The sequence below is a fragment of the Caulobacter sp. CCUG 60055 genome, from assembly GCF_022750545.1.
Taxonomy (GTDB): Bacteria; Pseudomonadota; Alphaproteobacteria; order Caulobacterales; family Caulobacteraceae; genus PUIC01.
In genome coordinates this window covers 422,058-446,307 of sequence record NZ_PUIC01000005.1, presented here as the reverse complement: position 1 = coordinate 446,307, position 24,250 = coordinate 422,058, and the positions used below count along the sequence as shown (strand labels likewise).

Genomic DNA, 24,250 nt, shown 5'->3' with positions numbered 1-24,250 from the left:
GTCGTTATCCTTTTAAGAACTCCGCGAGGCCGTCGACCACGCCGCGATTGTGTTCTTCGAGGCCGACGGTGATGCGCAGATGATCCGGCAGGCCGTAGCCCGCCACGCCGCGGGTGAGCAACCCCTTCGAGGCCAGGAAGGCCTCGGCTTCGGCCGCCGTCTTGCCGGGGACGGCCGCGAAGCGCGCCAGCACGAAGTTGGCGGCCGAGGGGGCGACCTCCAGGCCGAGGCCGCCGATCTGCTGGGCCAGCCATGGGCGCCATTGTTCGACCAGGGCCAGCGACCGCGCCTGGAACTCGGCGTCCTCGAGCGAGGCGACGGCGGCGAGCTGGGCGGGAATGTTGACGTTGAACGGCAGGCGGATGCGGTCCATGGCCTCCAGCAGGTCCGTCGGGCCGTAGGCCCAGCCGACCCGCAGCGCCGCCAGTCCGTGCAGCTTGGAGAAGGTGCGGGTGACCACCACGTTGGCCGCCTCGCGGGCCAGGGCGATCCCGTCCTCGTAGTTCGGATCGCCGGCGAACTCGGCGTAGGCGCCGTCGAGCACCAGCACCACGTGGGCCGGCAGGCCGGCGTGCAGGCGACGGATCTCGGCGCCCGGCAGCCAGGTGCCGGTGGGATTGGCCGGGTTGGCGACGAAGACCAGGCGCGTGCGCTCGTCGACGCATTTCAGCATCTCGTCGACGTCGATGCGCAGGTTGGTCTCCTTGGCCATCCGCACCTCGCCCTGGCAGGCGCGGGCCCCGATCGAATAGGCGGCGAAGCCGTATTCGCCCTGGACCATGTTGTCGCCGGGCTCGAGCAGGGTCTGGTTGAGGATCTGGAAGATCTCGTCCGAGCCGCAGCCGAAGATCAGGCGCTCGGGCTCCAGGCCGTACTTGCGCGAAATGGCCTCGCGCAGGATTCCCGCCCGGCCGTCGGGATAGAGGTTGAGCTTGCCGGCCGCCTCGGCGAAGGCGGCCTTGGCCTTGGGGCTGCAGCCCAGGATGTTCTCGTTGGCGGACAGCTTGACCGGGTTCTCGACGCCGTCGGCCTGGGCCTTGCCGGGCTTGTAGGGCGTGATGTCGAGGATGCCCGGCTTGGCCAGCGGGCGGTCGGCGGCGGATCGATCCATGAGGGCGAGCTCCGAAGATAGTTCCATTTGTAACGATCTCGCCTCTTACACGTCGAACGGGCCGGGCGCAGCCCCGATTACGCCGGAAAGGCGTCCGGGCGCGCGGGCGAGGCGGGCGTCGTCGCGCTGGTAGAAGCCGGCGAGGGCGAACAGCCTCAGGCCGCCGGCCTCGCAGACCAGCCGCGCGGCCACCTCCTGCCGCGACAGGGCCTCGATCACCGTGTCGGCATGGCCGCCCGCGTCGGTGACCCAGAAGGTCTCGTCGCCGCCCGAGGGCTCGACCTCGACCTCGGCCACGGCCAGGGCCGCCTGCGGCCCCCACGCGGCCAGGCACGGCAGGGCCGCGAACACCCGCAGCCGGGGCTCGGCCAGCAGCCGTCCCCACCAAGCGCTCTCGCCGGTCAGGGCCAGGACGCCGACGCCGCCCTGGGTCTTGGCGGCCGCGACCGCCTCCTCGGGGCGGCCGGCGATGCGCAGGGGCGGGGCGGCCCCGAACCGCAGCCGGGCCAGCTCGACCGCCCGCGCGCCGCCCCAGACCGTCAGGTGGAACGGCCCCTGGCGCGACAGGCTGTCGGCCATCAGCTCGCGCCACACTCGCACCACCAGAGCGGCGCTGGCGGACTTGCGCGGGGCGTCGATCAGCTTGCGGACGATCTGGGCTTCACGGGCGGGGCGCAGGCCGAACTGTCCGCCCTGGCCGGAGGCCTGCTTGGCGGCGGCCACGGCGCGGGCGAGGTCGGCGCGCTCGTCCAGAAGGCGCAGCAACTCGGAGTCGATCTGGTCGATGCGCTCGCGCACCGCGTCCAGCGTTTGCGCCGGCTGGGCGGACTGCTCGTTCATTTCATCCCCCGGGAGGAGCCGCGGAACATAAAGATTGCCGCGAAAGGCGCAATAGTCGGCCTTTCAAGAAAGGAATTTGCTCAAAAAAGGCGAGGCGCGTCGCCGACGGCCACCGGGCCGAGCGTGGTGCGTCCCGCCTCGAAGGTCAGGTTGACCGAGGCGTTGAGGCCCGGCAGGGCGCCGGCGGCCTTGTGCAGGTCGGTCGGCACCACGCCGCGCAGCCGTCCGTCGCCCCCGACGGTCAAGGTGGCCCGGCGCATCGACAGCGAGGCGTCGCCCGCCGTCAGGCCGCCCTGGATCAGGGTGAAGGCGCCGCCCGCGCCGGCCCAGTTGCGCGCCGCCTGCGCCCAGCCGCCGCCCCGCAGGGCGCCGAACCGCTCGAACTGCCCCTCCAGGGCCGCCGAGACCGGCTTGTCCCCGGCGATGCGGGCCAGGGGGCCGTCGGCGGCCTTGCCGCCCTCCAGCTTGAACAGCACCCCGGCCTGGTCGCCGGCCTGGGGGCGCATGTAGAGCTCGATCCGCCGGGCGGCGGCGATCGGCAGGGGCGCGCCGCCGGCCTGCGGCGTGAAGGTCAGGTTGACGCCCTCGACGGCGACGCGCGGCGGCGAGGCGGCGAGATCCGATATGCTGGCGCGCAGCGCCTCGCCGGCGATGGCCGCCGCGCCCTTGCCCGGCCGGGTCAGCACGACGCCGCGCGGGGCGACCGCGATCCAGCGGTCGGGCCGGTAGGCGTAGGTCTCGGCCTTCAGCTCGGGCGCGGCGAGGGACCAGCCCGAGGCCTCGGCGGCCCGCGCGCCTTCGAGGGTGACGTCGAAACGGAAGGGATAGCCGCCGATCCGTCGCGTCCGCCAGCTCAGCTCGCCGCCCGCCGCCTGGGCGCTGGCGGCCGCCGCGTCGAGGCCGGCGGCGATGCGGCCGCGGCCGTAGACCCACCAGCCGCTCCAGCCGACAGCGGCGACGGCCAGGAGGACATAGGGCGCGTAGAGCCAAAAGCGCTTGGGCGGTTTGCGGGGAGCGTCGGGCTCGGGCATGGTCTCGACTGGAAGGGCGTTTTCAGTACGGCGGTTTCAAGTGGGCGCGAGCCAAGAGTCAAGCGCGGTCGCGTCGGGGACAGGCGCGGACGGCGACAAATGGGTGTTCGGCTACGGCTCGCTGATGTGGCGGCCCGGTTTCGCCCACGTCGAGCGGCGGCCCGCGGTCCTGCACGGCCGCCGCCGGGCGTTCTGCATCTATTCGGTGCATCACCGGGGCACCTACGAGCGGCCGGGCCTGGTGCTGGGCCTGGCGCCCGGCGGAGCGGTGCGGGGCGTGGCCTTCCGGGTCGCCGCCGCGGCCTGGCCCGAGACCTACGCCTATCTGCGCGAACGCGAACAGCCGACCGAGACCTATTTCGAGGCCTGGGCGCCGGTGCGCATCGACGGCGACGGCAAGGCTCAGGCCCTGGTCTTCCTGTCCGACCAGGACCACGCCCAGTGGGCCGGCGACCTGACGCTGGAGCAGCAGGCCGAACTGATCGCCGGCGCGCGCGGCCTGTCGGGCCGCAACATCGACTACCTGCGCGACCTCGTCGTCCACCTGCGCGAGCAGGGGGTCGGCGACCCGGCCATGGAACGGCTGCTGGCGATGGTCGAGGCGCGCGAGCCGGCGACGGCGGGCGGCTAGAGCCCTTCGACCAGCAGGCCGTCCGAGGCGGTCTCGATGCGGGCCTGCAACTCCTGCATGAAGGCGGCGCGCTTCAGTCCGGCCGGGATCGGCTCCAGGAACTCGAAGACGATGACGCCCGGGCGGCGGATCAGGCCCTTGGCGGGCCAGTGCACGCCCGAATTGGTCGCCACCGGATGGCAGGGCAGGCCCAGTTCGCGATAGAGCGCGGCCACGCCCGGCTTGTAGTCGGGCTCGGCGCCGGGCAGGCCGCGGGTGCCTTCCGGGAAGATCACCACCTGGCGTTCCTCCTTCAGGCGGTCGCGGGTGTCGGCCACCAGCTTCTTCAGCGCCTTGGCGTGGCCCTCGCGGTCGACGACGATCATGCCCCCCTTGAGCGCGTACCAACCGTAGAACGGGATGACCAGCAGCTCCTTCTTCAGCACGAAGGCCATGTCGGGCAGGAAGGTGAAGGGGGCGATGGTGTCGAACATGCACTGGTGCTTGGCGGCGATCAGGGCCGAGCCCTTGGGCATGTGTTCGCGGCCGCGCACCTCGACCCGCACGCCGCAGACGGCGCGGAGCAGCGCCATGGTGACCCGCGCCCAGACGCCGATGGCGACCACGGTCCAGCGGCGCGGGCACAGCAGCAGCGGCGTCATGCACAGGGCCGCGAACGTCGACCAGGCATAGAAGACGATCATGAACAGGATGGAGCGGATCAGGGTCACGAAGCGGGGCTCTCCGAAGGTCAGGCCGGCTTGGGCTCGGCCTTTTCAGGCGCGTCCCTTTCGGGGGCGTCCTTGGGGCCGAGGCTGAGGATCGCCTCCCGTCCCAGGATGGCCAGGTACTTGCAATATTCGACGATCATCCGCCGGGCGCCCAGCCGGGTGCGCCACCAGCGGCGGGCGTCGACCTCCTCGGTCTTGACCGGATAGGGGTAGAGCTTCACGTGCGGGATCGCCGCGTGGATCTCCAGCATGGCGCGCGGCATGTGGTAGTCGGCGGTGACCACGATCAGGCTTTTGTAGCCCTTGGCCTCGGTCCAGGCGGCGATCTCGCGGGCGTTGCCGACGGTGTTCTCGGCCTGGAAGCCCAGGTCGACGCAGCAGTCGTAGATGCGCCGCGCGCCGCGGGTGACGTCGCGGATGTCGGTGCGCGAGGCCTCGCGGTTGACGCCGCTGATCAGCATGCGCCGGCCCTTGCCCAGCTCCAGCAGCTTCTGGGCGGCGGTGATGCGCAGCGACGAGTTGCCGGTCAGCGAGACGATGGCGTCGGCCGTGGGCGGGGCGGGGGCCGGCGTCGCGCGGTCGGCCCGGGCGGCGAAGGCCGCCAGGCCCACGGTCCAGATCATCAGCAGGATCAGAAGGGCGGCGATGCTCTTCATCCGGTCAGTTCATGCCCCTCAGCAGGCTCATGGCCGCCGAGCGCGCCGCCAGGGCGGCCACGATCGCGGCGATCAGCGGGCAGGGGATCGGCGCCAGCAGGTCGAGCCAGGACACCGGCAGGGCCGGCGTCAGCCCGTCCGCGCCCCCCAGAGCCCGCACGGCGGCCCCTATGATCACAGCCCCGAGCGCTCCGAACAAGCCCGCCGTGGCCGCCAGCCGGGCGAAGCGCGCCTGGAACAGCCCGGCGATGAAGCGATCCTCGGCGCCGGACAGGTGCAGCACCTCGACGATGTCGCGGCGGGCGGCCAGGCCGGCCCGGGTGGCGAAGGCGATCGCCGCCGCCGCCGCCGCGCCGACCAGGGCGGCGACGCCCAGCGCCGCAAGGCCGGCCATGCGGCCGGCGCGGGCGATGTCCTTCATCCACAGGCTGTGGTCGTCGACCGTGGCGTCGATCCCCGCCGTCTTCAGCGCCTTGGCCAGGTCGTCGGCGCTTGGCGGGGCCTTGGGGTCGAGGTCCAGCGTCACCAGCCGGGGAACCGGCAGGTCGTCGAGCAGGCCGTCGCGGCCCAGCCAGGGCTCCAGCAGGGCCTCGGCCTTGGCCTTCTCCAGCGCGGCCGCCTGCGTCACGCCCCGCACCCCGGCCAGGGTCTCGGCGGCGCGGGCGGCGGCGGCGTCCGGCGTCTCGTCGCCCTTGGGCCGCACCAGCACGGTGGCCGATCCGGTCAGCTGGGCGCGCCAGCCCTGGGCGGCGCGATCCGCCGACAGGGCCGTCATGCCGGCCAGGCAGGCGATGAAGCACAGCACCGCCACCACGAAGGTCAGGGCGCCGTCGCGGGCGTCCTCGCGCGGCAGCAGCGCGGCGGGTTTCCAGCGGGCGGTGTCGAAGGCGGGCGTGGTCACGGGGCCGTCTCTTCCGGCGGGGGGGCCTCGGCGGCGTAGGCCGACGGCGGCTCGATCGGCGTCGGCCCGGCCTTGGCCAGGCGCCCCTGCTCCAGGTGGAGCACCGGCCGGCCGGAGCGGGCCACGAGGTCCTCGTCGTGGGTGGCGATCAGCACCGTGGTGCCCAGCCGGTTCAACTCGACGAACAGCCGCATGATGCGCAGCGCCATGGCCTGGTCGACATTGCCGGTGGGCTCGTCGGCGAGCAGCACGTCGGGGCGAGCGACCACGGCGCGGGCGATGGCCAGGCGCTGCCGTTCGCCGCCGGACAGGGTGGCGGGCATGGCGTGCATCCGCTCGCCCAGCCCGACCCAGGTCAGCAGCTCGGCGACGTCGGTGCGATAGCCTTCCGGCTTGCGGCCGGCGATGCGCAGCGGCAGGGCGACGTTGTCGAAGGCGCTGAGATGCTCCAGCAGCCGCATCTCCTGGAACACCACGCCGATGCGGCGGCGCAGGAACGGCAGTTCGTTGCGGCGAGCGCCGGCGACGCTGCGGCCGAACAGGTCGATCAGCCCGCGCGAGGGGCGCTGGGCCAGGTAGATCAGGCTGAGCAGCGACGACTTGCCCGCCCCGGACGCGCCGGTCAGGAAATGGAACGAGCCGGGCGCCAGGTCGAAGGTGACGTCGCGGAGCACCTCGGGCGCGCGGCCATAGCGCATGCTCACGCCGTCGAAGCGGACCACGGCCTGGTCGCTCGGCGTGTCCGCGAGGATCTGTGCCGCGGTCTTGGCCGCGTGTGCGCCGGCGGTTCTGGACATGGGGGCCGAAATCGGCGACCTCGAAGAAGAGGACGCTGAAGCTTCCGATTCGCCGGCCATGATACTGACCTGTCCAGAGTGCGCCACCCGCTATTTCATCGACGACGCCAAGCTGGGCTCGGCGGGGCGGACGGTGCGCTGCGCCCACTGCGGGGCGCGCTGGACGGCGGCGGCCGAAGCGCCCATCGAGCTGGCGCAATCCCCTGAAGAAGGCGCGTTGGCGGCCGAGCCGGCGACGACCGAGCTCGAACCGCCGCCGCAGGACCTGCCCCGGGCGTTCCGCGCCAGGGCCGAGACGCGCAAGCGCGAACGCGAGGCCGCCGCCTCCGGGGTGATCTGGGCGGCGACGGCGGCGGTGCTGGCGGTGGTGATCGCCGCGGCGGTGCTGTTCCGGGTCGACGTGGTGGCGATGTGGCCGCGCTCGGCCGGCGCCTACGCCGCCGTCGGCTTGCCGGTCAATCCAGTCGGCCTGACCTTCGAGGGATTGCGCGCCCAGCCGGCCCTGCGCGACGGCCATGCCGCCCTGGTGATCTCCGGCGCCATCCGCAACATCGAGGGCCGGCCGATCGCCGCGCCGCCGGTGCGCATCGACGTGCTCGACAAGGACGGCCGCGTCGCCGCCGGCAAGATCGCCGACCCCAAGGCGGCCAGGATACCGCCGGGCGAGATGCGGCATTTCTCGGTGGTGCTGTTCGATCCGCCGGTGAGCACCGAAGGGGTCAACGTCACCTTCGTCATGACCAACAAGCCCGGCCCGGCCGCCGCGCCGCCGAGCGCCAAGGTGCGGCTGCGCGACCTCGACGCCGAGGCCCATGCGGCCCCGCCCGGGACGTCGCCGCCCGCCCCGCCGCCGCCGCCTCCCGCCGCCGCCGCCGCCGCCGCACCGCCGCCGCGGCCCGCGGCCCAGGCGCAGCCGCTTCCGGCCGATTCCCCCTACGCCCTTCCGCAATCCGCCGAGGCCCGACCGCATGGCTGACGCCGCCGTCCCGACCGTCCTGCTCGACGAAGACGAAATCGCCGCGCGCGTCGAGGCCCTGGCCGACCGCATCGCCCCGCGCATCGACGACGACACGGTGGCGGTGTGCCTGCTGACCGGCGGCCTGTGGTTCGCCGCCGACCTGATGCGGGCCCTGGCGCGGCGCGGCCGCCATCCGCTGTTCGACGCCCTGTGGATCGCCTCCTACGGCGACGACAAGCGCACCTCCGGCCGGGTCATCGTCCGGGCCGGACTGCAGCGTTCGGTCGAAGGGCGGCAGGTGCTGCTGCTCGACGACGTGTTCGATTCCGGCCTGTCGATCGCCGAGGCGGCCAAGATCGTCGGCGACGCCGGCGCACGCGAGGTGGTCTCGGCCGTGTTCGCCCGCAAGCCGTGGCCCGAGCCGCGCGCCGCCGACCCCGAGTTCGTCGCCTGGGAGGCGCCCGCGCGGTTCCTGGTCGGCTACGGCATGGATGTCGCCGGCCGCCGGCGCGGCGAGCCGGCCGTGCTGGCGATGGACTGAAGCCTCCGCTCAGGCCGCCCCGGTCTCGGCGGCCAGCGCCTCGTAGGCCGCCTGCAGTTCGGCGCCCACCGACCGCTCCGGCCTGGGCGCGCCCAGGTGGACGCTGCGCAGCTCGTCCATGAACGCCGCCCACATCGACGGGCCGCCTTCCTCCAGCAACTGGGCGCGGATCGACAGCTGCGGCGAGACCGGCGTGTGCCGCCGGCCCCAGGCCCCCATGTGGGCCAGCAGCGGAACCAGCTGAACCGCCGGCTCGGCCAGGCTGTAGATCGCTTTCTGCTTGTGGCTGGGATCGCCCGCCCGGGTCAGCAGGCCGGCCTCGACCAGCCGCTTCAGGCGGTCGGCCAGCACGTTCGAGGCTATGCCTTCCTCGGACTGGCCGAGCAGTTCGCGAAAGCGCCGCCGGTTCCCGAACATGATGTCGCGGATGACGATCAGGCTCCAGCGGTCGCCGATCATCTCCAGCGTCAGGTTGATCGGGCAGCCGGACCGGTGCGCGCGCTCCAAGAAAATCACTCCGCGGAAACCGCTTGCAAAATAAGATCGGTGATTCCAGTCTGCAACCGATTTCAACTTGCAATCAGTTCGCGAGGCGACCGTGACGCTGCAGCTCTACGCCCATCCGTTCTCGTCCTACTGCCAGAAGGTGCTCATCGCCCTCTATGAGAACGCCACGCCGTTCACCTACCGCGTGTTGGGGCCCGAGGATCCTCCGGCCTTCGAGGAGCTGGCGGCGCTGTGGCCGCTGAAGAAGTTCCCGGTGCTGGTCGACGGCGACGGGCCGCCGGTGATCGAGACCAGCATCATCATCGAGCATCTCGACCTGCGTCATCCCGGCCCGGCCCGGATGATCCCCCTGGACCCGGCCGCGGCCCTGCAGGCGCGGACCATGGACCGGGTGTTCGACAACTATGTGATGACCTCGACCCAGAAAGTGGTTCTGGACCATCTTCGCCCGCCGGCCGACCGCGACGCCTATGGCGTCGATCAGGCCAAGGCCACGCTCGACGCCATCTACGACTGGCTGGACGGGGTGATGGCGGATCGCACCTGGGCGGTGGGCGAGGCGTTCGGCCTCGCCGACTGCGGCGCCGCGCCGGCCCTGTTCTACGCCGATTGGGTGCACGAGATCGGCGAGCGCCGTCCGCACCTGGCCGCCTACCGCGCCCGCCTGCTGGCCCGGCCGTCGGTGGCGCGGGCGGTGGAGGAGGCGCGGCCCTATCGCTCGCTGTTCCCGCCGGGCGCTCCGGATCGGGACTGACGGGGACGCCAGCGGAGACACGGACAGGCGACGGCCGGGGCCGCCGCCTGTTTGTCGGGGTCTTCAGCGGCGGGGCGCGATCTCGGCGCCGCCGCTGATGATCTGACGTATGCTGGGGCGCAGGACGAAGTCGTGCGGGAAGCCCAGTTCGACGGCGCTGGCCGCGTCGAGACGCTGGCGCTGGGCCTCGGTCAGGACCACGTCCAGCGCGCCCAGATTGTCCTCCAGCTGCGCCAGGGTGCGCGCGCCCAGGATCGGCGAGACGACCTGCGGGTTGAGCAGGGTCCAGGCCAGGGCGACCTGGGCGGGCGTGCGGCCGGCTTCCCTGGCGACCTCGGCGACCACGTCGGCGATGGCCAGGCTCTGTTCGGTCAGGGAGCCGTTGGCGGCGGCGACGTCGCGGCGGCTGCCCGTGATGTCCGCGCTGGCGGCGCTCGCCGTCAGGTCGGCGCGGCTGTACTTGCCCGTCAGCACGCCGCTGGCCAAGGGCGACCAGGGCAGCACGCCCAGGCCCATCTCGGCCGCCATCGGGATCAGGTCGCGCTCGACCGTCCGCTGGGCCAGGCTGTACTCGATCTGCAGGGCGATCAGCGGCGACCAGCCGCGCAGGTCGGCGATGGCCTGCATGCGCGACACCTGCCAGGCGGGGGTGTCGGAAATCCCCAGGTAGATCACCTTGCCCTGGGAGACGAGGTCGTCCATCGCCCGCAGCACCTCTTCGACCGGCGTCGTCGAGTCCCAGACGTGCAGATAGAGCAGGTCGATATAGTCGGTCCCCAGCCGCTTCAGGCTGTCCTCGACCGAGCGGACCATGTTCTTGCGGTGGTTGCCGCCGGAGTTGGGATCGCCCGGCCGCATGGCCAGGGTGTACTTGGTGGCCAGCACCAGCCGCTCGCGCTTGTCGCGGGCGAACTCGCCCAGCAGGCGTTCGGCCGTGCCGTCGGTATAGCGGTTGGCGGTGTCGATGAAGTTGCCGCCGCGGTCGACATAGGCGTCGAAGATGCGGCGGGACTCGGCGTCGTCGGCGCCCCAGCCCCAGTCGGCGCCGAAGGTCATGGAGCCGAGCGACAGCGGCGAGACGCGCAGGCCGGAGCGGCCCAGCAGGCGATAGGATTCCAGGGTCAGCTTGTGGGTCACGGGCGAGGTTCCATCTTCCAGACGGCCCGTCGGTGGGCGCGGGCGTGAGGGGAAGGTGGGGGCCTGACCTTCGTTAGATTATGGGGCATTATCTGCAATGGTTGTTTAGTCCGGAGTGGATAATGCGCGGTGCCGACTTCGCCAGCCTCACCGCCTTCGCCGCCGTGGTCGAGCAGGGCAGCTTCGTACGGGCGGCCGCGCACCTGGGCGTCACCCCCTCGGCGCTCAGCCAGACCATCCGCCAGCTGGAGGAGCGGATGGGCGTGCGCCTGCTCAACCGCACCACCCGCAGCGTCGCGCCCACCGCCGTCGGCGAGCGGCTGCACGCCCGCCTGACCCCGGCCATCGAGGAGCTGGACGGGGCCATGGCTGAGGCGGTGGCGACCCACGGGCGGTCGACCGGAACCCTGCGCATCAACTTGCCGAGGACGGCGGCGCTGGGCCTGCTGGCCGAGCGGCTCGGCCGGTTCCACCGCGGCAACCCGGACGTGATCCTGGACCTCGTGGTGCAGGATTCGCTGGCCGACATCGTCGCCGGCCGGTTCGACGCCGGCATCCGCATCGGCGAGCGGCTCGACCAGGACATGGTGGCGGTGCGGTTGACCAGCGACCTGGAGATGTACGCCGTGGCCTCGCCCGACTATCTGGCCCGGCGGGGCGTTCCCCGGACGCCGGCCGACCTGCACGAACATGCCTGCCTGAACTGGCGCTGGCCGACCGACGGCAGCCTCTATCGCTGGGAGTTCGAGCACGACGGGGCCGAGTTCGAGGTCGGCGTGCGGGGGCCGCTGATCGTCACCGACTCGGCGGTGCTGCTGGAGGCGGCGGCGCAGGGCGTGGGCGTGGCCTACGTCTATGACGAGCGCATCCCCGACTGGCTGGCCCAGGGGCGGCTGGTGCGGGTGCTGGAGGCCTATTCGCCGACCTTCCCGGGCCTGCACCTCTACTATCCCAGCCGCCGCCAGATGCGGCCGGCGCTGCGCAACTTCATCGACTGCCTGCTCGACCGCGACCTCGACGCCGCCGGTCCGCCTCAGAGCCAGGCGGCGACCGGTTCGCGCGCCAGCATCTCGTCATAGGTCGGGCGCGGCCGGATCACCGCGAACTGGTCGCCCTTGACCAGCACCTCGGGGATCAGCGGCCGGGTGTTGTACTCGCTGGACATGCTGGCGCCGTAGGCCCCCGCCGACATGAAGGCGACGAGGTCGCCGGACCCGGCCTCGGGCAGGTCACGCTCGCGGGTGAAGGTGTCGCCGGTCTCGCACACCGGCCCGACCACGTCGTAGGCGGCCAGCGGCGCATTGGTCGGCCGCACCGGGCGGATGTCGTGATAGGCGTCGTACATCGCCGGGCGGATCAGGTCGTTCATCGCCGCGTCCAGCACCATGAACCGCCGGCCCTCCGGCCGCTCGTGCACGTGGATCACGCGCGTGACCAGCACCCCGGCGTTGGCGGCGATCACCCGCCCGGGCTCGAAGGCGAGCTGGACGTCGAGGCCGTCGACCACGCGCGCCACCATGGCGGCGAAATCGGCCGGCGTCGGCGGCGCGGGCTGGTTGAAATAGGGCACGCCCAGGCCGCCGCCCAGGTCCAGCCGCTCGACCGTCAGGCCCAGGCCGCGCAGGCGCTCGACCAGGCCCCGCATCTTGCGGAAGGCGTCCTCCATGGGCGCAAGGTCGGTGATCTGGCTGCCGATGTGGCAGGCCACGCCCACGGGCCGCAGGTGCGGCGAGGCGGCGGCCTTGGCGTAGAGGCGCTCGGCCTCGGCGAAGGAGACGCCGAACTTGTTCTCGGACTTGCCGGTGGAGATCTTGGCGTGGCCGCCGGCCGAGACGTCGGGATTGACGCGGAAGGCGATGGCCGGCCGCGCGCCCCCGCCGGCCTTGACCTGGGCGGCGGCGACCTCGGCCAGCAGGTCGAGCTCGGGCTCGGACTCGACATTGATCTCGGCGACGCCGGTCTCGATGGCGAAGGCCAGCTCGGCGGCGGTCTTGCCGACGCCGGAGAACACGATCCTGCCCGGCGGTATCCCCGCCGCCAGCGCCCGGCGAATCTCGCCTTCCGACACCGTGTCGGCGCCGGCCCCGACCTCGGCCAGGGTCTTCAGCACCGAGACATTGGAGTTGGCCTTGACCGCGAAGGCGATCAGCGGCGCGCCCAGTTGCGGATAGGGCGCGAACGCTTCGCGGAACACCGTGAAGTGCCGCTGCAGGGTGGCGGTGGAATAGACGTAGACCGGTGTGCCGACGGCGTCGGCGATGCGCGACAGGGGCACGCCCTCGCAGCAGAGCTCGCCGTCCCGAACCTCGAAATGGTTCATGCCCCGCCGCTCAGCCCGGGCCGTTGAGGTTGGGCGACTTGCCGAACGGGTCGTTGGTGCTGGGCAGGGGCGCGTCGTGGGTGGTGGCCGGCACGTTGGCCGGGTCGGTGATGGCGCCCGGCTGGCTGGGCAGGGCCGGCTTGTTGCGCTGTTCGGCGGCGGCGCGGTTGCGGGCTTCCTGCTCGGCCTTCTTCTTGGCGTAGTCGGCCTTGGCCTGGGCCCCCCACAGGGGCGCCGGCTGCTCCAGCTCGCCGACCTTGCCGCAGGCCGACAGGCCGGCGGCGGCGATCATGACGGCGGCCGACAGGACGAGGGTGCGCTTCATTTCAGTTGGTCCTTCCAACGCTGAATCTGCGCGCGCACCTGGGCGGGCGCGGTTCCGCCGTAGCTCATGCGACTGGCGGCCGAGGCCTCCGGCGTCAGCACCTGAAAGACCTCCGCCGTGATCCGAGGCTCGATCGCCTGAAGTTCGGACAGCGGCAGGCCCGGCAGGTCGGTCCCCAGCGTCTCGGCGCGTTTGACCGCAGCGCCGGTGACATGGTGCGCCTCGCGGAACGGCAGGTCCAGCGTCCGCACCAACCAGTCGGCCAGATCGGTGGCGGTCGAGAAGCCCGCCCCGGCGGCGGCGGCCATGCGCTCGCGCACGGGCTCGAGGTCGGCGACCATGCCGGCCATCGCGTTCAGGGCCAGCTCCAGCGAGTCGAAGGCGACGAAAACCGGCTCCTTGTCCTCCTGCATGTCCTTGGAATAGGCCAGCGGCAGGCCCTTCATCACCACCATCAGGCTGGTCAGCGAGCCGAGGATCCGTCCGACCTTGGCGCGAACCAGCTCGGCGGCGTCCGGGTTGCGCTTCTGCGGCATGATCGACGAGCCGGTGGTGAAGGCGTCGCTGAGCTTGATGAAGCCGAATTGCGGCGTGGTCCAGATCACGATCTCTTCGGCCAGGCGCGACAGGTGGGTGGCGCAGATCGAGGCCGCCGACAGCGCCTCCAGGGCGAAGTCGCGCGACGAGACGCTGTCCAGCGAATTGGCGGTCGGCCGCTCGAAGCCCAGGGCCGCCGCGGTCATGTGGCGGTCGATGGGGAAGGGCGAGCCGGCCAGGGCCGCCGCGCCCAGCGGGCTTTCGTTCATCCGCGCGCGGGCGTCGACGAAGCGCGAGGCGTCGCGGCCGAACATCTCGACATAGGCCATCAGGTGGTGGCCGAAGGTCACCGGCTGGGCCGGCTGCAGGTGGGTGAAGCCCGGCATGATGGCGTCGGCGTGGGCCTCGGCCTTGGCCAGCAGCGCGGCCTGCAGGGTGCGGACCTGCGCCGCCGAGCGGTCGCACGCTTCGCGCACCCACAGGCGGAAGTCGAGGGCCACCTGGTCGTTGCGCGAGCGGGCGGTGTGCAGCCGCCCGGACGCCGCGCCGATCAGCTCGCGCAGGCGCGCCTCGACGTTCATATGGATGTCTTCGTATTCGTCGCGGAACGGGAAGGTTCCGTTTGCGATCTCGGCCTCGATCTGCGACAGGCCGTTCTGGATGGCGGCCTCGTCGGCGCTTGAAATGACGCCGACCTTGGCCAACATCGCCGCGTGCGCCTTGGAGCCGGCCAGGTCCTGGGCGGCGAGGCGCTTGTCGAAGCCGATGGAGACGTTGATCGCCTGCATCAGTTCGGCCGGCTTGGTGGAGAACCGCCCGCCCCACATCGCTTGGCCGTCGCCGGCCGCGTGGGCTTGGGCGGACGCGTCAGAAGGGGTCTTGGTCATATGAGCGACATCCAAAATCCGGCGAAGAAACCCAAGCCGGATCTGCTGCGATACCTGCTGTGGGGCGTCGCCCTGGTCGGCGCCGCGGCGGTTCTATACGTCATCGCGGTCGCTTCGTTCAAACATCCAGGCAAGGCCGACCTGCATGATTTGAAAACCGGCGCCCTGGCCAAGATCGAATTCCCCAAATCGCCCGGCATGGCCCCGACCACGCCGTTCACCGACGGCCAGGGCAAGTCGGTGGCGCTGTCCGATTTCCGCGGCCAGGTGGTGGTGCTGAACCTGTGGGCCACCTGGTGCGCGCCCTGCAAGCAGGAGATGCCGACCCTGGGCAAGCTCCAGGCCGCCTACGCCGCCCAGCCGGTGCAGGTGGTCGCCGTCAGCGTCGACAAGCCCGAGGACGACAACCTCGTCGTCGAGGACATCGCCAAGGCCCCGCCGCTGAAGGTCTATCGCGATCCCGGCTACAAGCTGACCTTCGGCATCGACCCCAAGCCCGAGGGCTTCCCGACCACCATCATCTATGACCGCAAGGGGGTCGAACGGGCCCGCCTGGGCGGCGGCGCCGACTGGTCGAGCAAGGAGGCCCGCGCCCTGATCGACCGCCTGCTGGCCGAGAAGGGCTGAAGGCCGGGGTGGACGATCCGGCGATCCTGGAGCCGGTCGCCGCCCGCGCCTGGCCCTCGGCGCGACGCTCCGACCTGGGCGGCTGGCGCCTTCATGCGGCCGACGGCTTCTCGGGCCGGCTGAACGCCTGCTGGCCTTTGGGCGAGCCGGACCGCCCGCCGGGCGCCGCCGTCGCGGCGGTTGAGGCCTGGTACGCGGCGCGGGGCTTGCCGCCGGTCTTCAAGCTGGCCGACGGCGCGACGGCGCCCGCCGACCTCGCCGCCGTGCTGGCCGCGCGCGGCTACCGGCCCCGCACCGAGACCTTGATGATGACCGCCGCCCTGCCGGCGGGCGAGGCGGCCGCCGCGCCGGTTTCGGACCGGCTGGACGACGGCTTCCTGTCGGTGTTCTCGGCCACCGCTCACGATCCCGGCGACGCCCGCGAGCGGATCGAGGCCCTGGAGCGTATCGCCCCGCCGCGTTTCTTCGCCCGCATCGACGTCCAGGAGAGCCCCGCCGCCATCGGCGCCTGCGCGGTCGAGGGCGACTGGGCCGGCGTCTTCGCCATGCGCACCGCTCCGGACCGCCGCCGTCAGGGCCTGGCCCGCCGCATCCTGGACGGCCTGTTCGCCGCCGCGACCGCCGCCGGGGCCCGCCGCGCCTACCTTCAGGTCGAGGCCGCCAACGCGCCGGCCGTCGGCCTCTATCGCGGCCTGGGGTTCGAGACCGCCTACGCCTATCGCTACTGGGACCGGCCAGCCTGAACGGGCGGCCCGCGCCGGCGGGCGAGGTCGATCGCCGCCGTCAGGACCGGGTCGTCGACGCCTTCGACCGGCGGGGTCGCGATGGCCAGGTCGGGAACCACGCCCCGGGGCGTCAGGTCGCCGTCGGGCCGGACGATCCGCGCCTTGGGGAAGCCCACGACCAGGCCGCTGTGCGCCAGGGTGAAGGTCTCCATGGCGCCGTAGGTGGTGGCGAGGTCGGACGTCTCCTCGCCGATCACCCGACCCAGACGATAGTCCTGCATCGTGGCGGCCACGGCGACGGTGTTGGAGTAGCTGTTGCGGTTGATCAGCGCATAGACCGCGCCTTTGAACCGGGGCTCGGGCTTGGGCGGGGTGGGCGCATCGTCGAAGGCGATCACCTGGCCGGGCCTGGCCTTGGCGTAGGCCGCCGCGTAGCGGGCCGAAACGCTGGAGCCGTCGTCGGGCGCCAGGGCGACGCGCTTGGCGTTGGCGGCGACGGCCGCCGCGCTGACCTTGATCCGGAACGAGGCGTTGAACCGGAAAGGACGGTCGGCGAACCAGCGCACCATCAGGTCGCTGAACGAGCTGTCGCCGCCGGGATTGTCGCGGAGGTCGATGATCAGGCTGGTCGCCCCCGCCGCCAGGAAGTCCTGGAACGCGCCGTCGACGAAGGCGCGGAAGGCGCTGTTGTCGTATTCGTCCACGGCCCCGGGCGCGCTGTTGTAGAAGGGGCCGGGCTGCAGATAGGCGACGTGGTCCGGCAGCATGCGCGCGACGCGCGCGTTGGCGTCGCGGGCGAGCACGGCGGGCTCGGCCTTGGCGGCGGCCTTCATCTCGGCGGCCGTCCGCGCCGGCAAGTCGAGCTTGGCGACTTGGCCGTCGGCCCGTCGTATGGCGACCTCGAACCGCTCGACCGGGCCCCGTTCGAGCCACAGCAGCATCGGCAGGTCGAGCTCCATCAGGGCGTGGGCCATGTAGGGGGTGTCCGCCGACAGGTCGCGCCCGCACAGGACCAGCCACTCGCCGATCGGCCGGCCGTCCAGCGCCGTGATCTCGTCGCCGCGTCGCACCTGATCCGACCCGCTGCGGTTGTCGGCGACCAGGACCTTGTCCCCGACCACCCGGATCAACAGCGGGAAGGCCTTGCCGCCGCCTGCCATGTGCTGGTCGAACAGGGCGTAGATGGCGTCGATCCGGGCGTGGGCGACCTTGCCGAAGGCGACGAAGCGTTGAAACCGGACCGCCGTCTCGGCGTAGGTCGCCGGGCCCCGGATCTCGGCCAGGGTCCGCCGATAGAGCCGGTCATAGTCGGCCTTGGACACCCGGGCGTAGAGGTCGAAATGCGAGGCCTGCAGGGTGGCGTACAGCTGGCGGAGGTCGTCGCGGGCGTCGGCGGCGCTTATGGTGGCCGGATGGGACGGCGCTTCGGCCGCCCCGGCGGGCGTGGCCGCCAGCACGGCGGCGAACAGGGGCGCGGCGAACAGGGGCGCGAGAAGGGAACGCCGCGATGAACGGCATGCAGATCGGATCATCGAGCCTTTTTCCCCTTCGTAACCGGCGTGCGGGGAGCTTAGCCCGGGCGCGGGCGGCGGCCATGACCGGCGGCTCCCTTTTTCCCGACCATTTCCTCCTGGAGGACCGCCGATGACGGCGACGGGCGCTGAATCCATGCTCACGGTCGGCGGCTGGACCGCCGACCACGCCGCCGGGACGCTCAGCCGCGACGGCGAACGCCGGCCGGTCGAGCCCAAGGTCATGGACCTCTTGGTCCTGCTCGCCTCGCGGCCCGAGGCGGTGTTGTCCAAGGCCGAACTGCTGGCCGCGCTGTGGCCGGGCCTGACCGTCGGCGACGACGCCCTGGCCCGCTGCGTCTGGAAGCTGCGCGGCGTCCTGTCTGACGATCCCAAGGCGCCGCGGTTCATCGAAACCATTCCCAAGCGTGGCTATCGCCTGATCGCCCCGGTGACGCGGACGCCGCTCGACGATCGGCGGCCACGCCCCGCCGTCCGGCCCATATGGCGGCGGCCGGCGGTCGCCGCGGCGGGCGCCGTGCTGGTGGTCCTGGCGGGCGCCGGCCTGGCTTGGCGTCAGGACGCACGAGCGCCGGGGCAGGCCTCGGCGGCGGCGCTGACCCGCCGCGCCGACGATTTCTATTACCAGTTCACCCGGGCCGACAACGAGGCCGCCATCGCCCTGTACGAGCGGGTGCTCGCCGACCGCCCGGACCATGCGCCGGCCCTCGCCGGCCTGGCCGAGGCCCTGGTGCAGAAGACTCTGCGCTGGCCGAACGACGCGGCCGCCCCGCCCTTGCCGTCCACCGACCTGGCGGGGGCCATCGCCCAGGGACGGCTGTCGACGCCGCCGGCCCGCGCGCGGCTGTCGCGGGCCCTGGCCCTGGCCGGGCAGGCGGTCAGGCTGGCGCCCCGCGACGCCTCGGCCCAGGGCGCCCTCGGCCTGGTCCTCGCCGCCCAGGGCCGCTTCGACGAGGCCGAGCGCGCCTATCGTCGCGCCGCGGCCCTGGACCCCGACGCCTGGACGGCCCTGGTCGAGCTCGGCGATTTGGCCGAGATGCGCGGCGACCATCCGGCCAGCCTGCGCTATCTGGAACGGGCCTTCGAGGCCATGACCCGCGTCTACGACCGGCAGTCGTCGCGCATCCGGCCCTGGTACGCTGACTTCGGCGTGCTGATCGCCGACCGCTACGCCGCCCTGGGCGCCGGACAGCAGGCCGAGCTGTGGTACCGCCGGGTGCTGGGCCTGTCGCCGCTGCAGCCGGCCGCCACCAGCGGCCTCGCCCGCCTGCTGGCGCGGTCGGGGGACCCGGCCTCGGCCGGGCGGCTTTGCCGGAGCCTTGTCGAGAGGATCGGCCATGGCGGCGGCTGCGACGACGTGCTGGCCGTCGCGGCGGGCCGGGTTTCGAGGCCGCCGCCGCGATGAGCGTCGGCCGGCGGATCGGGACGGCGGACTAGCTCGCCGCCTTGCGTCCCGCCGCCCACTGCGCGAACGCCACGCCGGCCAGGGCCGCCGCGCCGCCGAGCGCCTGGACCGGGGTCAGCCGCTCGGCGAACAGCAGCCAGCCGAGCAGCGCCGCCACCACCGGCTGGACCAGCACCACCACCGAGGCGGTGGCCGTCGGCAGCCGCCCGAGGGCCCAGGCGATGGCGCCCTGGCCGACCACGTGGGCGACGCCCAGGCCCAGGCAGGCCGCCCAGCCGCCGGGGCCGGCCGGCAGGATGTCCTCGCCCATGGCCAGGGCGACGACCAGCAGGATCGGCGCGCCGACGGCGCTGGACCAGAACATCACCCGCGAGGCGGAGGACTGTTCGCGGGCCTTGCGCACGGCCAGGAAATAGAACGCGTACCAGAAGGCGGTGGCCAGGGAGAGCGCGTCGCCCAGCGGCGGGTCGCGGCCCGGCAGGTTGCTCTTGGACAGCGCCATCGCCGCCGCCCCGGCCACGGCCAGGGCCAGCCCGGCCAGGAACAGCCGCCTTGGCCGCTCGCGGAACGCCAGCCAGGCGGCCAGGGTGACGACGACGGGCGTCAGGTTGCTCATCACCGTCGCCTTGGCCACCGAGGTGTAGCGGATGCCGTAGTGCCAGAAGGCCAGGTCCCCGGCGAACAGCAGCCCGGCCGCCAGCATGGCCCGCGACGGCGGTGCGAAGGCGGCCTTGTCGACGCGGGCGGCCAGGACGGCCAGCATCGGCAAGGCGAAGGCCAGCCGCCAGAAGCCGGCCGCGGCCGGTCCGGTCTCGGCCAGCCGCACCAGCACCGGAGCGAAGCCGATGGCGCAGGCGCCCAGGATCAGGGCCGCGAGCGGCGCTCGGCGGTCGGCGCGGTCCGGCGCGGCGACGGAGGCGGCGGCGGTCATGCGGCGGGAACTCCCAGTTCGTCGCGCAGGGCGGCGGCCGTGACGCCTCGCGCCCGGATGTCGCGCAAGGTCTCGGCCTTGTCGCGCTTGGCGAAGCGCTTGCCGTCCGGCCCGGTCAGCAGGCGGTGGTGGCGATAGGTCGGCGCCGGCCAGCCCATCAGGGCCTGGATCAGGCGCTGGACGTGGGCGGCCTCGAACAGGTCCTCGCCGCGGATGACGTGGGTCACGCCCTGCAGCGCGTCGTCGTGGGCGACGGCCAGATGGTAGGCAACGCCGACGTCCTTGCGGGCCAACACCACGTCGCCCGCCCGTTCGGGCCGCGCGGGGATGACGCCATGCTCGCCGCCGGGGCCCTCGCCTTCCTCCGTGAAGCTCAGGGCCTCCCAGGCCGGGCCGAGCTCGGCCCTGGCCGCGTCCAGCGACAGCCGCCAGGCGAAGGGCCGGCCGGCGGCGAGGCGCGCAGCCTCTTCGTCCGGGGGCAGGGGCGCGCCGCGAAAGGTCTCGACGGCGCCGTGCGGGGCGCGGCCGATCTCGTCCAGCACCTCCTTGCGGGTGCGGAAGCAGCGATAGACCAGGCCCCGTTCCCGCAGGGCCGCGAGGACGGCCTGATAGTCGGCCAGGTGGTCGGACTGGCGGCGGACCGGCCGCTCCCAGTCCAGGCCCAGCCAAGCGAGGTCCTCGAGGATCGCCGCCTCGAACTCGGGCCGGCTGCGGGCCGTGTCGATATCCTCGATGCGCAGCAGGAAGCGCCCGCCGGCCGCCCTGGCCGCCGCCTCGGCCGCCATGGCCGAAAAGGCGTGGCCGCGATGCAGCAGGCCGGTGGGCGAGGGGGCGAAACGGGTGACGAAGGGGGCGCTCACGCCGCCTGTTTAGTCGGCATTGACCCTGGCGAACATGCCCAGATGTTCGAGCACCGCCCGCAGGAAGGCCTCCTCGCCGCCCAGGGCCTCCTTGAGGGCCGTGAACTGCTTGAAGCCGCTCATCTCGGCCAGGCCATGGGCGGCGCACCAGGCGGCGATGGTGGACAACTCGACGTCGATGTCGGTGGGGGCGTCGCCGCTGGTGCGTTCGAGGATGGTGTCGCGCACCTGGCAATAGGCGCTGTCCGGCGACTTGTTCATATGGTCGGGCAGGGCGTCCTTGTCGCGCGAACGGTCGTACATCACGCGATAGAGCGCCGGGTTGTCGCGGGCGAAGTATACATAGCCGACGCCCAGGGCGGTCATCCGCTCGCGCGGGGTCTTGGCGTCGGCGCGGGCCTTGGTCATCGCCGCATCCAGCGCCTCCCAGCCCTCGTGGGCCACCGCCTCCAGGAGCTCGTTCTTGTCCTTGAAATGGTGGTAGGGCGCGGCTGGGCTGACGCCGGCCTCGCGCGCCACCGCCCGCAGCGACAGCGCCGCCGGCCCCTCGTTCTCCAGGATGCGCCGGGCCGCCGCCACCAGGGCGCGGCGCAGGTCGCCGTGGTGGTAGGGGCGGTTCTCGGCGGGGGCTGCAAGGTTGTCCATAACGTCAACCTACGCCCCAATCCGAACGCCGTAAAGATCATCTTGACAGCGTTCAGATAACGCCGTATCTAAACGACGCTCAGATCGAGCCGGCGCCTGGACCGACCAGCGCCGCCACCGAATCCAAGGACCGTGACCATGTCTGTTCTGTCTGTCTTCGAACGCGCGCTGGACCGCAGCGGCTCTTTCATGCTCCTGCTGATCGGCATGATCAGCGCCGGCGCCCTGGCCCTCGCCTGAGGGCCCTTCGCCGGGGACGGCCCCGGCGCGGCGGTTTCGTTTGAACCCGCTCCAATGGTCTGCTTTTGAGGGGGCGTGTCCCAGCCGTCCCCTTCAACCCTCGATTTCCCCGATCAGCGCCAGATCGCCGCCGCGCGCGAGGCGCTGGCCAAGGCCGATCCGGTCCTCGCCGCCGTACACGCGGCCACCCCTATTTTTCCCTGGCGCGCCGGGCAGGGCGGTTTCGCCGGCCTGGTCAGGATGATCGTCGGCCAGCAGGTGTCGACCGCCGCCGCCGCCGCCATCTGGGCCCGGTTGGAGCAGGGGCTCGGCGAGGTCGCGCCCGAGGCCGCCGCCGGTCGCGGCGAGGAGGGGCTGAAGGCCCTCGGCCTGTCGCGGCCCAAGGCGCGCTACGTCGTCGCCATGGCCGAGGCCTGCCGGGCCGGCCACATGGATTTCGACCGCCTGCCCGTCCTGGACGACGGCGAGGCGGTGGCCGCCCTGACCGCGCTCAAGGGCGTCGGCCGCTGGAGCGCCGAAGTCTATCTGATGTTCTGCGAGGGGCGGCGCGACTTCTTCCCAGCCGCCGACATCGCCCTGCAGGAGGCCCTGCGCCTGGCCGAGGGCGGCGAGCGCCGCCGCACGATCGAGGATCTCTATGCGCGGTCGGCCGACTGGGCCCCGCACCGCAGCGTCGCCGCCCACCTGCTATGGCGCTTCTACGCCGGGGTGCGTAGCGGAGAAATCGCTTTTCCGCCCGGGTGATGCGCCGGTGTCATGGAGCCGTCGCGTTAAATGGCCTATCTTCTGACTTGTTTCGGGAGCGTGTGATTCTCGGACAGGCGTGAGGAAGGAGGCGTGTCTTCAGTCCCACTGCGTACGCCATAGCCCGGCCCGGCGAGGCTGGCGGGAGGCTCGACGATGCAGGTGCTTAAACGCCCGCCGTCCGGCATGCCCGCCCTCGTTCTGAACGCCGATTTCCGGCCGCTATCCTATTATCCCCTGTCGCTGTGGCCGTGGCAGGAGGTCATCAAGGCGGTCTTTCTCGACCGCGTCGACGTGGTCTCGACCTATGACCACGTGGTCCACTCGCCCTCGTTCGAAATGCGCCTGCCCAGCGTGGTGTCGCTCAAGCACTACGTGGCCCAGGACCGGCCGCCGGCCTTCACGCGGTTCAACCTGTTCCTGCGCGACGCCTTCGCCTGCCAGTACTGCAGCTCGCCCGACGACCTGACCTTCGACCATGTGGTGCCGCGCTCGCGCGGCGGGCGCACCACCTGGGAGAACATCGTCACCGCCTGCGCCCGCTGCAACCTGACCAAGGGCGGGCGGACGCCGCGCGAGGCGGAGATGTACCCGCACCGCCATCCGCGCCGGCCCACGGCCTACGAGCTGCAGGAGCACGGCCGGCGTTTCCCGCCGAACCACCTGCACGAAAGCTGGCTCGACTACCTCTATTGGGACATCGAACTGGAGGCGTGATCGCCGGGTGAGGCCCGCCGTCAGGCGGGCCTGCGGTTCCGTCCGGTCAGCGGCGCTGGATCAGCGGCACTTGGAGTTGTGCTTGCCGATCTGGTGGCCGGCCACCGCGCCGACGCCGGCGCCGACCAGGGTGCTGGTCATGCTGTGGTTGCCGAGCATGTTGCCGGCCAGGCCGCCGCCCACCGCGCCCACCACCGTGCCGGTGTTGGCCGAACGCTGGCGCGCGCCCTTGCAGCGCTGGTCGCGGGTGGAGTGGTGGCGGTGGTGGCGCGGCTGGGCCTCGGCCAGCACCGGCGCCGCCGCCAGGGCCAAGGCTGCGGCCACGGCGCCCGCCGAGAAAACGATCCGACGCATAGACTACTCCTGTACGAAACTCTGATCCCTCGGCGCAAAGGAATGCTCCGGCGCGGGGAATGGTTCCCGCCCTCCCGGCGTTTCCTTCAGCCGGCGTGCGGTTCGCGCCACATGCTCCACATCACCGGGGCGTCGGCGCGGGCGCGGTGCTCGGAGAGGATGGTGAAGCCGTTGCGGCGATAGAGCGCCACGTTGCGCTCGGTGCCGGTCTCCAGATAGGCGGCGCGCCCTTCGGCGTCGAGCCGGTCCAGCCCCGCCCGCAGCAGGCGCGAGCCGACGCCCAGCCCCTGGGCCTGGGGCGCGACGCCGAGGAACCACAGATAGACGTGGGGCTGGTCCATCGGGTGGTGGGCGTCCATGTCCGCCCGCAGCGCCGTCAGCCGGGGAAAACGCTCCAGGCCCGTGGCCGCCAGCAGCATGGGCAGGGCCTGCAGCTCGCGCCACAGCGGCTGGGGCGCCAGCGCCTCCGACGGCATCCACACCGCCGCCGCGCCGCCGCCGTTCGGCCGGTCTATCCGCCCGGCGGGGAAGGCCATGCGATCGATCAGGAAACGGAAGAAACGGCGGCGGACCCTGGCGCGGCCGGCGTCGTCGCGCAGGAACCAGTTGAAGTGGGGGTCGACCGCGAAGGCGTCCGCGAGATCGGTCGAGACCCCGCCCAGGTCGCCCGCCCCCGCCTGGGCCGGCGTCTGCGCGCCCCGGCGCAGTTGCTCGATGTCCATGATCCGTCCCCGCGCCGCTTTTCCTTGAGGCTAGGACGGCGGCGAAGCGTAGAAAAGCGCCTTTGACGTCGATGTCGAAATTCAGTCAAGCTCCCGCCGCGCGTT

28 protein-coding genes are annotated in these 24,250 nt (G+C 72.4%); 10 read left to right on the top strand and 18 right to left on the bottom strand.

Features of this window, described 5'->3' with window-relative positions; translation table 11 throughout:
- Positions 1-4: 4 nt before the first annotated feature.
- From hisC to C5708_RS11045, 3 genes are all read right to left on the bottom strand, one after another.
- Entirely contained in the window at positions 5-1,111 is a 1,107-nt protein-coding gene (gene hisC / locus C5708_RS11055; RefSeq protein WP_242920966.1) for a histidinol-phosphate transaminase, read from the bottom strand.
- A 45-nt stretch (positions 1,112-1,156) separates the two neighbouring features.
- The gene (locus tag C5708_RS11050) at positions 1,157-1,951 is read right to left on the bottom strand and encodes a chorismate mutase (RefSeq protein ID WP_242920964.1); all 795 of its coding nucleotides are present in this window, start codon (positions 1,949-1,951) and stop codon (positions 1,157-1,159) included.
- Positions 1,952-2,031: 80 nt separating this feature from the next.
- Positions 2,032-2,982 (bottom strand): DUF2125 domain-containing protein, encoded by a 951-nt coding sequence (locus C5708_RS11045; protein ID WP_242920963.1) that lies wholly within the window; start codon positions 2,980-2,982, stop codon positions 2,032-2,034.
- A gap of 40 nt (positions 2,983-3,022) precedes the next feature.
- Between C5708_RS11045 and C5708_RS11040 the strand changes: the two genes are divergently transcribed.
- Entirely contained in the window at positions 3,023-3,613 is a 591-nt protein-coding gene (locus C5708_RS11040) for a gamma-glutamylcyclotransferase (RefSeq protein WP_347567013.1), read from the top strand.
- Here the strand turns inward: C5708_RS11040 and C5708_RS11035 are convergent.
- From C5708_RS11035 to ftsE, 4 genes are read right to left on the bottom strand one after another with little or no spacing between them, the layout of a single operon-like run.
- Positions 3,610-4,323: a lysophospholipid acyltransferase family protein gene (locus C5708_RS11035; protein WP_242920961.1), complete on the bottom strand. Its 714-nt coding sequence runs from the start codon at positions 4,321-4,323 to the stop codon at positions 3,610-3,612. The genes C5708_RS11040 and C5708_RS11035 overlap by 4 nt on opposite strands.
- A gap of 20 nt (positions 4,324-4,343) precedes the next feature.
- Positions 4,344-4,979 (bottom strand): YdcF family protein, encoded by a 636-nt coding sequence (locus C5708_RS11030; RefSeq protein WP_242920959.1) that lies wholly within the window; start codon positions 4,977-4,979, stop codon positions 4,344-4,346.
- Positions 4,980-4,983: 4 nt separating this feature from the next.
- A complete protein-coding gene (locus C5708_RS11025; RefSeq protein WP_242920957.1) occupies positions 4,984-5,880 on the bottom strand; it encodes an FtsX-like permease family protein in 897 nt (298 codons plus the stop codon).
- On the bottom strand, positions 5,877-6,602 hold the full coding sequence (gene ftsE, locus C5708_RS11020; RefSeq protein WP_347567015.1) for a cell division ATP-binding protein FtsE: 726 nt from the start codon (positions 6,600-6,602) through the stop codon (positions 5,877-5,879). The genes C5708_RS11025 and ftsE overlap by 4 nt, the downstream gene beginning before the upstream one ends.
- Before the next feature lie 73 nt (positions 6,603-6,675).
- Between ftsE and C5708_RS11015 the strand changes: the two genes are divergently transcribed.
- Both C5708_RS11015 and C5708_RS11010 read left to right on the top strand, forming a co-directional pair.
- The gene (locus C5708_RS11015; protein WP_242920955.1) at positions 6,676-7,653 is read left to right on the top strand and encodes a DUF3426 domain-containing protein; all 978 of its coding nucleotides are present in this window, start codon (positions 6,676-6,678) and stop codon (positions 7,651-7,653) included.
- A complete protein-coding gene (locus tag C5708_RS11010) occupies positions 7,646-8,176 on the top strand; it encodes a phosphoribosyltransferase family protein (protein ID WP_242920953.1) in 531 nt (176 codons plus the stop codon). The genes C5708_RS11015 and C5708_RS11010 overlap by 8 nt, the downstream gene beginning before the upstream one ends.
- Positions 8,177-8,185: 9 nt before the next feature.
- Here the strand turns inward: C5708_RS11010 and C5708_RS11005 are convergent, their stop codons facing one another.
- The gene (locus tag C5708_RS11005) at positions 8,186-8,683 is read right to left on the bottom strand and encodes a helix-turn-helix domain-containing protein (RefSeq protein WP_242920951.1); all 498 of its coding nucleotides are present in this window, start codon (positions 8,681-8,683) and stop codon (positions 8,186-8,188) included.
- A 67-nt stretch (positions 8,684-8,750) separates the two neighbouring features.
- Here C5708_RS11005 and C5708_RS11000 point away from each other — a divergent pair, with 67 nt between their 5' ends.
- Positions 8,751-9,437, top strand: a complete 687-nt coding sequence (locus tag C5708_RS11000) for a glutathione S-transferase family protein (RefSeq protein WP_242920949.1) — start codon at positions 8,751-8,753, stop codon at positions 9,435-9,437.
- A gap of 63 nt (positions 9,438-9,500) precedes the next feature.
- Here the strand turns inward: C5708_RS11000 and C5708_RS10995 are convergent, their stop codons facing one another.
- Positions 9,501-10,574: an aldo/keto reductase gene (locus C5708_RS10995; RefSeq protein ID WP_242920947.1), complete on the bottom strand. Its 1,074-nt coding sequence runs from the start codon at positions 10,572-10,574 to the stop codon at positions 9,501-9,503.
- 122 nt (positions 10,575-10,696) lie between these two features.
- Here C5708_RS10995 and C5708_RS10990 point away from each other — a divergent pair, with 122 nt between their 5' ends.
- Positions 10,697-11,653 (top strand): LysR family transcriptional regulator, encoded by a 957-nt coding sequence (locus tag C5708_RS10990; RefSeq protein WP_242920945.1) that lies wholly within the window; start codon positions 10,697-10,699, stop codon positions 11,651-11,653.
- Here C5708_RS10990 and lysA read toward each other — a convergent pair.
- From lysA to argH, 3 genes are read right to left on the bottom strand one after another with little or no spacing between them, the layout of a single operon-like run.
- Positions 11,608-12,894 (bottom strand): diaminopimelate decarboxylase, encoded by a 1,287-nt coding sequence (gene lysA / locus C5708_RS10985; protein WP_242920943.1) that lies wholly within the window; start codon positions 12,892-12,894, stop codon positions 11,608-11,610. The two genes, C5708_RS10990 and lysA, sit on opposite strands and share 46 nt — an antisense overlap.
- A 10-nt stretch (positions 12,895-12,904) precedes the next feature.
- Entirely contained in the window at positions 12,905-13,219 is a 315-nt protein-coding gene (locus C5708_RS10980; protein ID WP_242920941.1) for a hypothetical protein, read from the bottom strand.
- Positions 13,216-14,643, bottom strand: coding sequence for an argininosuccinate lyase (argH, locus tag C5708_RS10975; protein ID WP_242920939.1), 1,428 nt, complete (start codon positions 14,641-14,643; stop codon positions 13,216-13,218). The genes C5708_RS10980 and argH overlap by 4 nt, the downstream gene beginning before the upstream one ends.
- On the opposite strand from argH, the gene C5708_RS10970 reads away from it, so the two are divergent.
- Entirely contained in the window at positions 14,644-15,270 is a 627-nt protein-coding gene (locus C5708_RS10970; RefSeq protein ID WP_242920937.1) for a TlpA disulfide reductase family protein, read from the top strand. It abuts the gene before it with no gap.
- An 8-nt stretch (positions 15,271-15,278) separates the two neighbouring features.
- Complete coding sequence (locus tag C5708_RS10965) at positions 15,279-16,013, top strand: GNAT family N-acetyltransferase (RefSeq protein ID WP_242920935.1); 735 nt, start codon at positions 15,279-15,281, stop codon at positions 16,011-16,013.
- On the opposite strand, the gene C5708_RS10960 is transcribed toward C5708_RS10965, so the two are convergent.
- Positions 15,992-17,527 carry a S41 family peptidase gene (locus C5708_RS10960; protein WP_242920933.1) on the bottom strand — a complete coding sequence of 512 codons (1,536 nt, stop codon included), beginning with the start codon at positions 17,525-17,527 and terminating at the stop codon, positions 15,992-15,994. The two genes, C5708_RS10965 and C5708_RS10960, sit on opposite strands and share 22 nt — an antisense overlap.
- Before the next feature lie 112 nt (positions 17,528-17,639).
- On the opposite strand from C5708_RS10960, the gene C5708_RS10955 reads away from it, so the two are divergent.
- The gene (locus tag C5708_RS10955) at positions 17,640-18,932 is read left to right on the top strand and encodes a transcriptional regulator (protein WP_242920931.1); all 1,293 of its coding nucleotides are present in this window, start codon (positions 17,640-17,642) and stop codon (positions 18,930-18,932) included.
- 28 nt (positions 18,933-18,960) lie between these two features.
- Here the strand turns inward: C5708_RS10955 and C5708_RS10950 are convergent, their stop codons facing one another.
- The 3 genes from C5708_RS10950 to C5708_RS10940 are packed head-to-tail and all read right to left on the bottom strand — an operon-like array spanning position 18,961 to position 21,368.
- Positions 18,961-19,863, bottom strand: coding sequence for a DMT family transporter (locus C5708_RS10950; protein WP_242920926.1), 903 nt, complete (start codon positions 19,861-19,863; stop codon positions 18,961-18,963).
- On the bottom strand, positions 19,860-20,723 hold the full coding sequence (gene gluQRS, locus C5708_RS10945) for a tRNA glutamyl-Q(34) synthetase GluQRS (protein WP_242920924.1): 864 nt from the start codon (positions 20,721-20,723) through the stop codon (positions 19,860-19,862). The genes C5708_RS10950 and gluQRS overlap by 4 nt, the downstream gene beginning before the upstream one ends.
- A gap of 9 nt (positions 20,724-20,732) precedes the next feature.
- Complete coding sequence (locus C5708_RS10940) at positions 20,733-21,368, bottom strand: TetR/AcrR family transcriptional regulator (protein WP_242920922.1); 636 nt, start codon at positions 21,366-21,368, stop codon at positions 20,733-20,735.
- A 315-nt stretch (positions 21,369-21,683) separates the two neighbouring features.
- Here C5708_RS10940 and C5708_RS10935 point away from each other — a divergent pair, with 315 nt between their 5' ends.
- On the top strand, positions 21,684-22,352 hold the full coding sequence (locus C5708_RS10935; RefSeq protein WP_242920920.1) for a DNA-3-methyladenine glycosylase 2 family protein: 669 nt from the start codon (positions 21,684-21,686) through the stop codon (positions 22,350-22,352).
- 156 nt (positions 22,353-22,508) lie between these two features.
- Positions 22,509-23,069: an HNH endonuclease gene (locus C5708_RS10930; RefSeq protein ID WP_242920918.1), complete on the top strand. Its 561-nt coding sequence runs from the start codon at positions 22,509-22,511 to the stop codon at positions 23,067-23,069.
- A 60-nt stretch (positions 23,070-23,129) separates the two neighbouring features.
- Here C5708_RS10930 and C5708_RS10925 read toward each other — a convergent pair whose 3' ends face one another.
- A complete protein-coding gene (locus tag C5708_RS10925) occupies positions 23,130-23,423 on the bottom strand; it encodes a glycine zipper 2TM domain-containing protein (RefSeq protein WP_242920916.1) in 294 nt (97 codons plus the stop codon).
- 86 nt (positions 23,424-23,509) lie between these two features.
- The gene (locus C5708_RS10920; RefSeq protein ID WP_242920914.1) at positions 23,510-24,145 is read right to left on the bottom strand and encodes an N-acetyltransferase; all 636 of its coding nucleotides are present in this window, start codon (positions 24,143-24,145) and stop codon (positions 23,510-23,512) included.
- Positions 24,146-24,250: the final 105 nt, after the last annotated feature.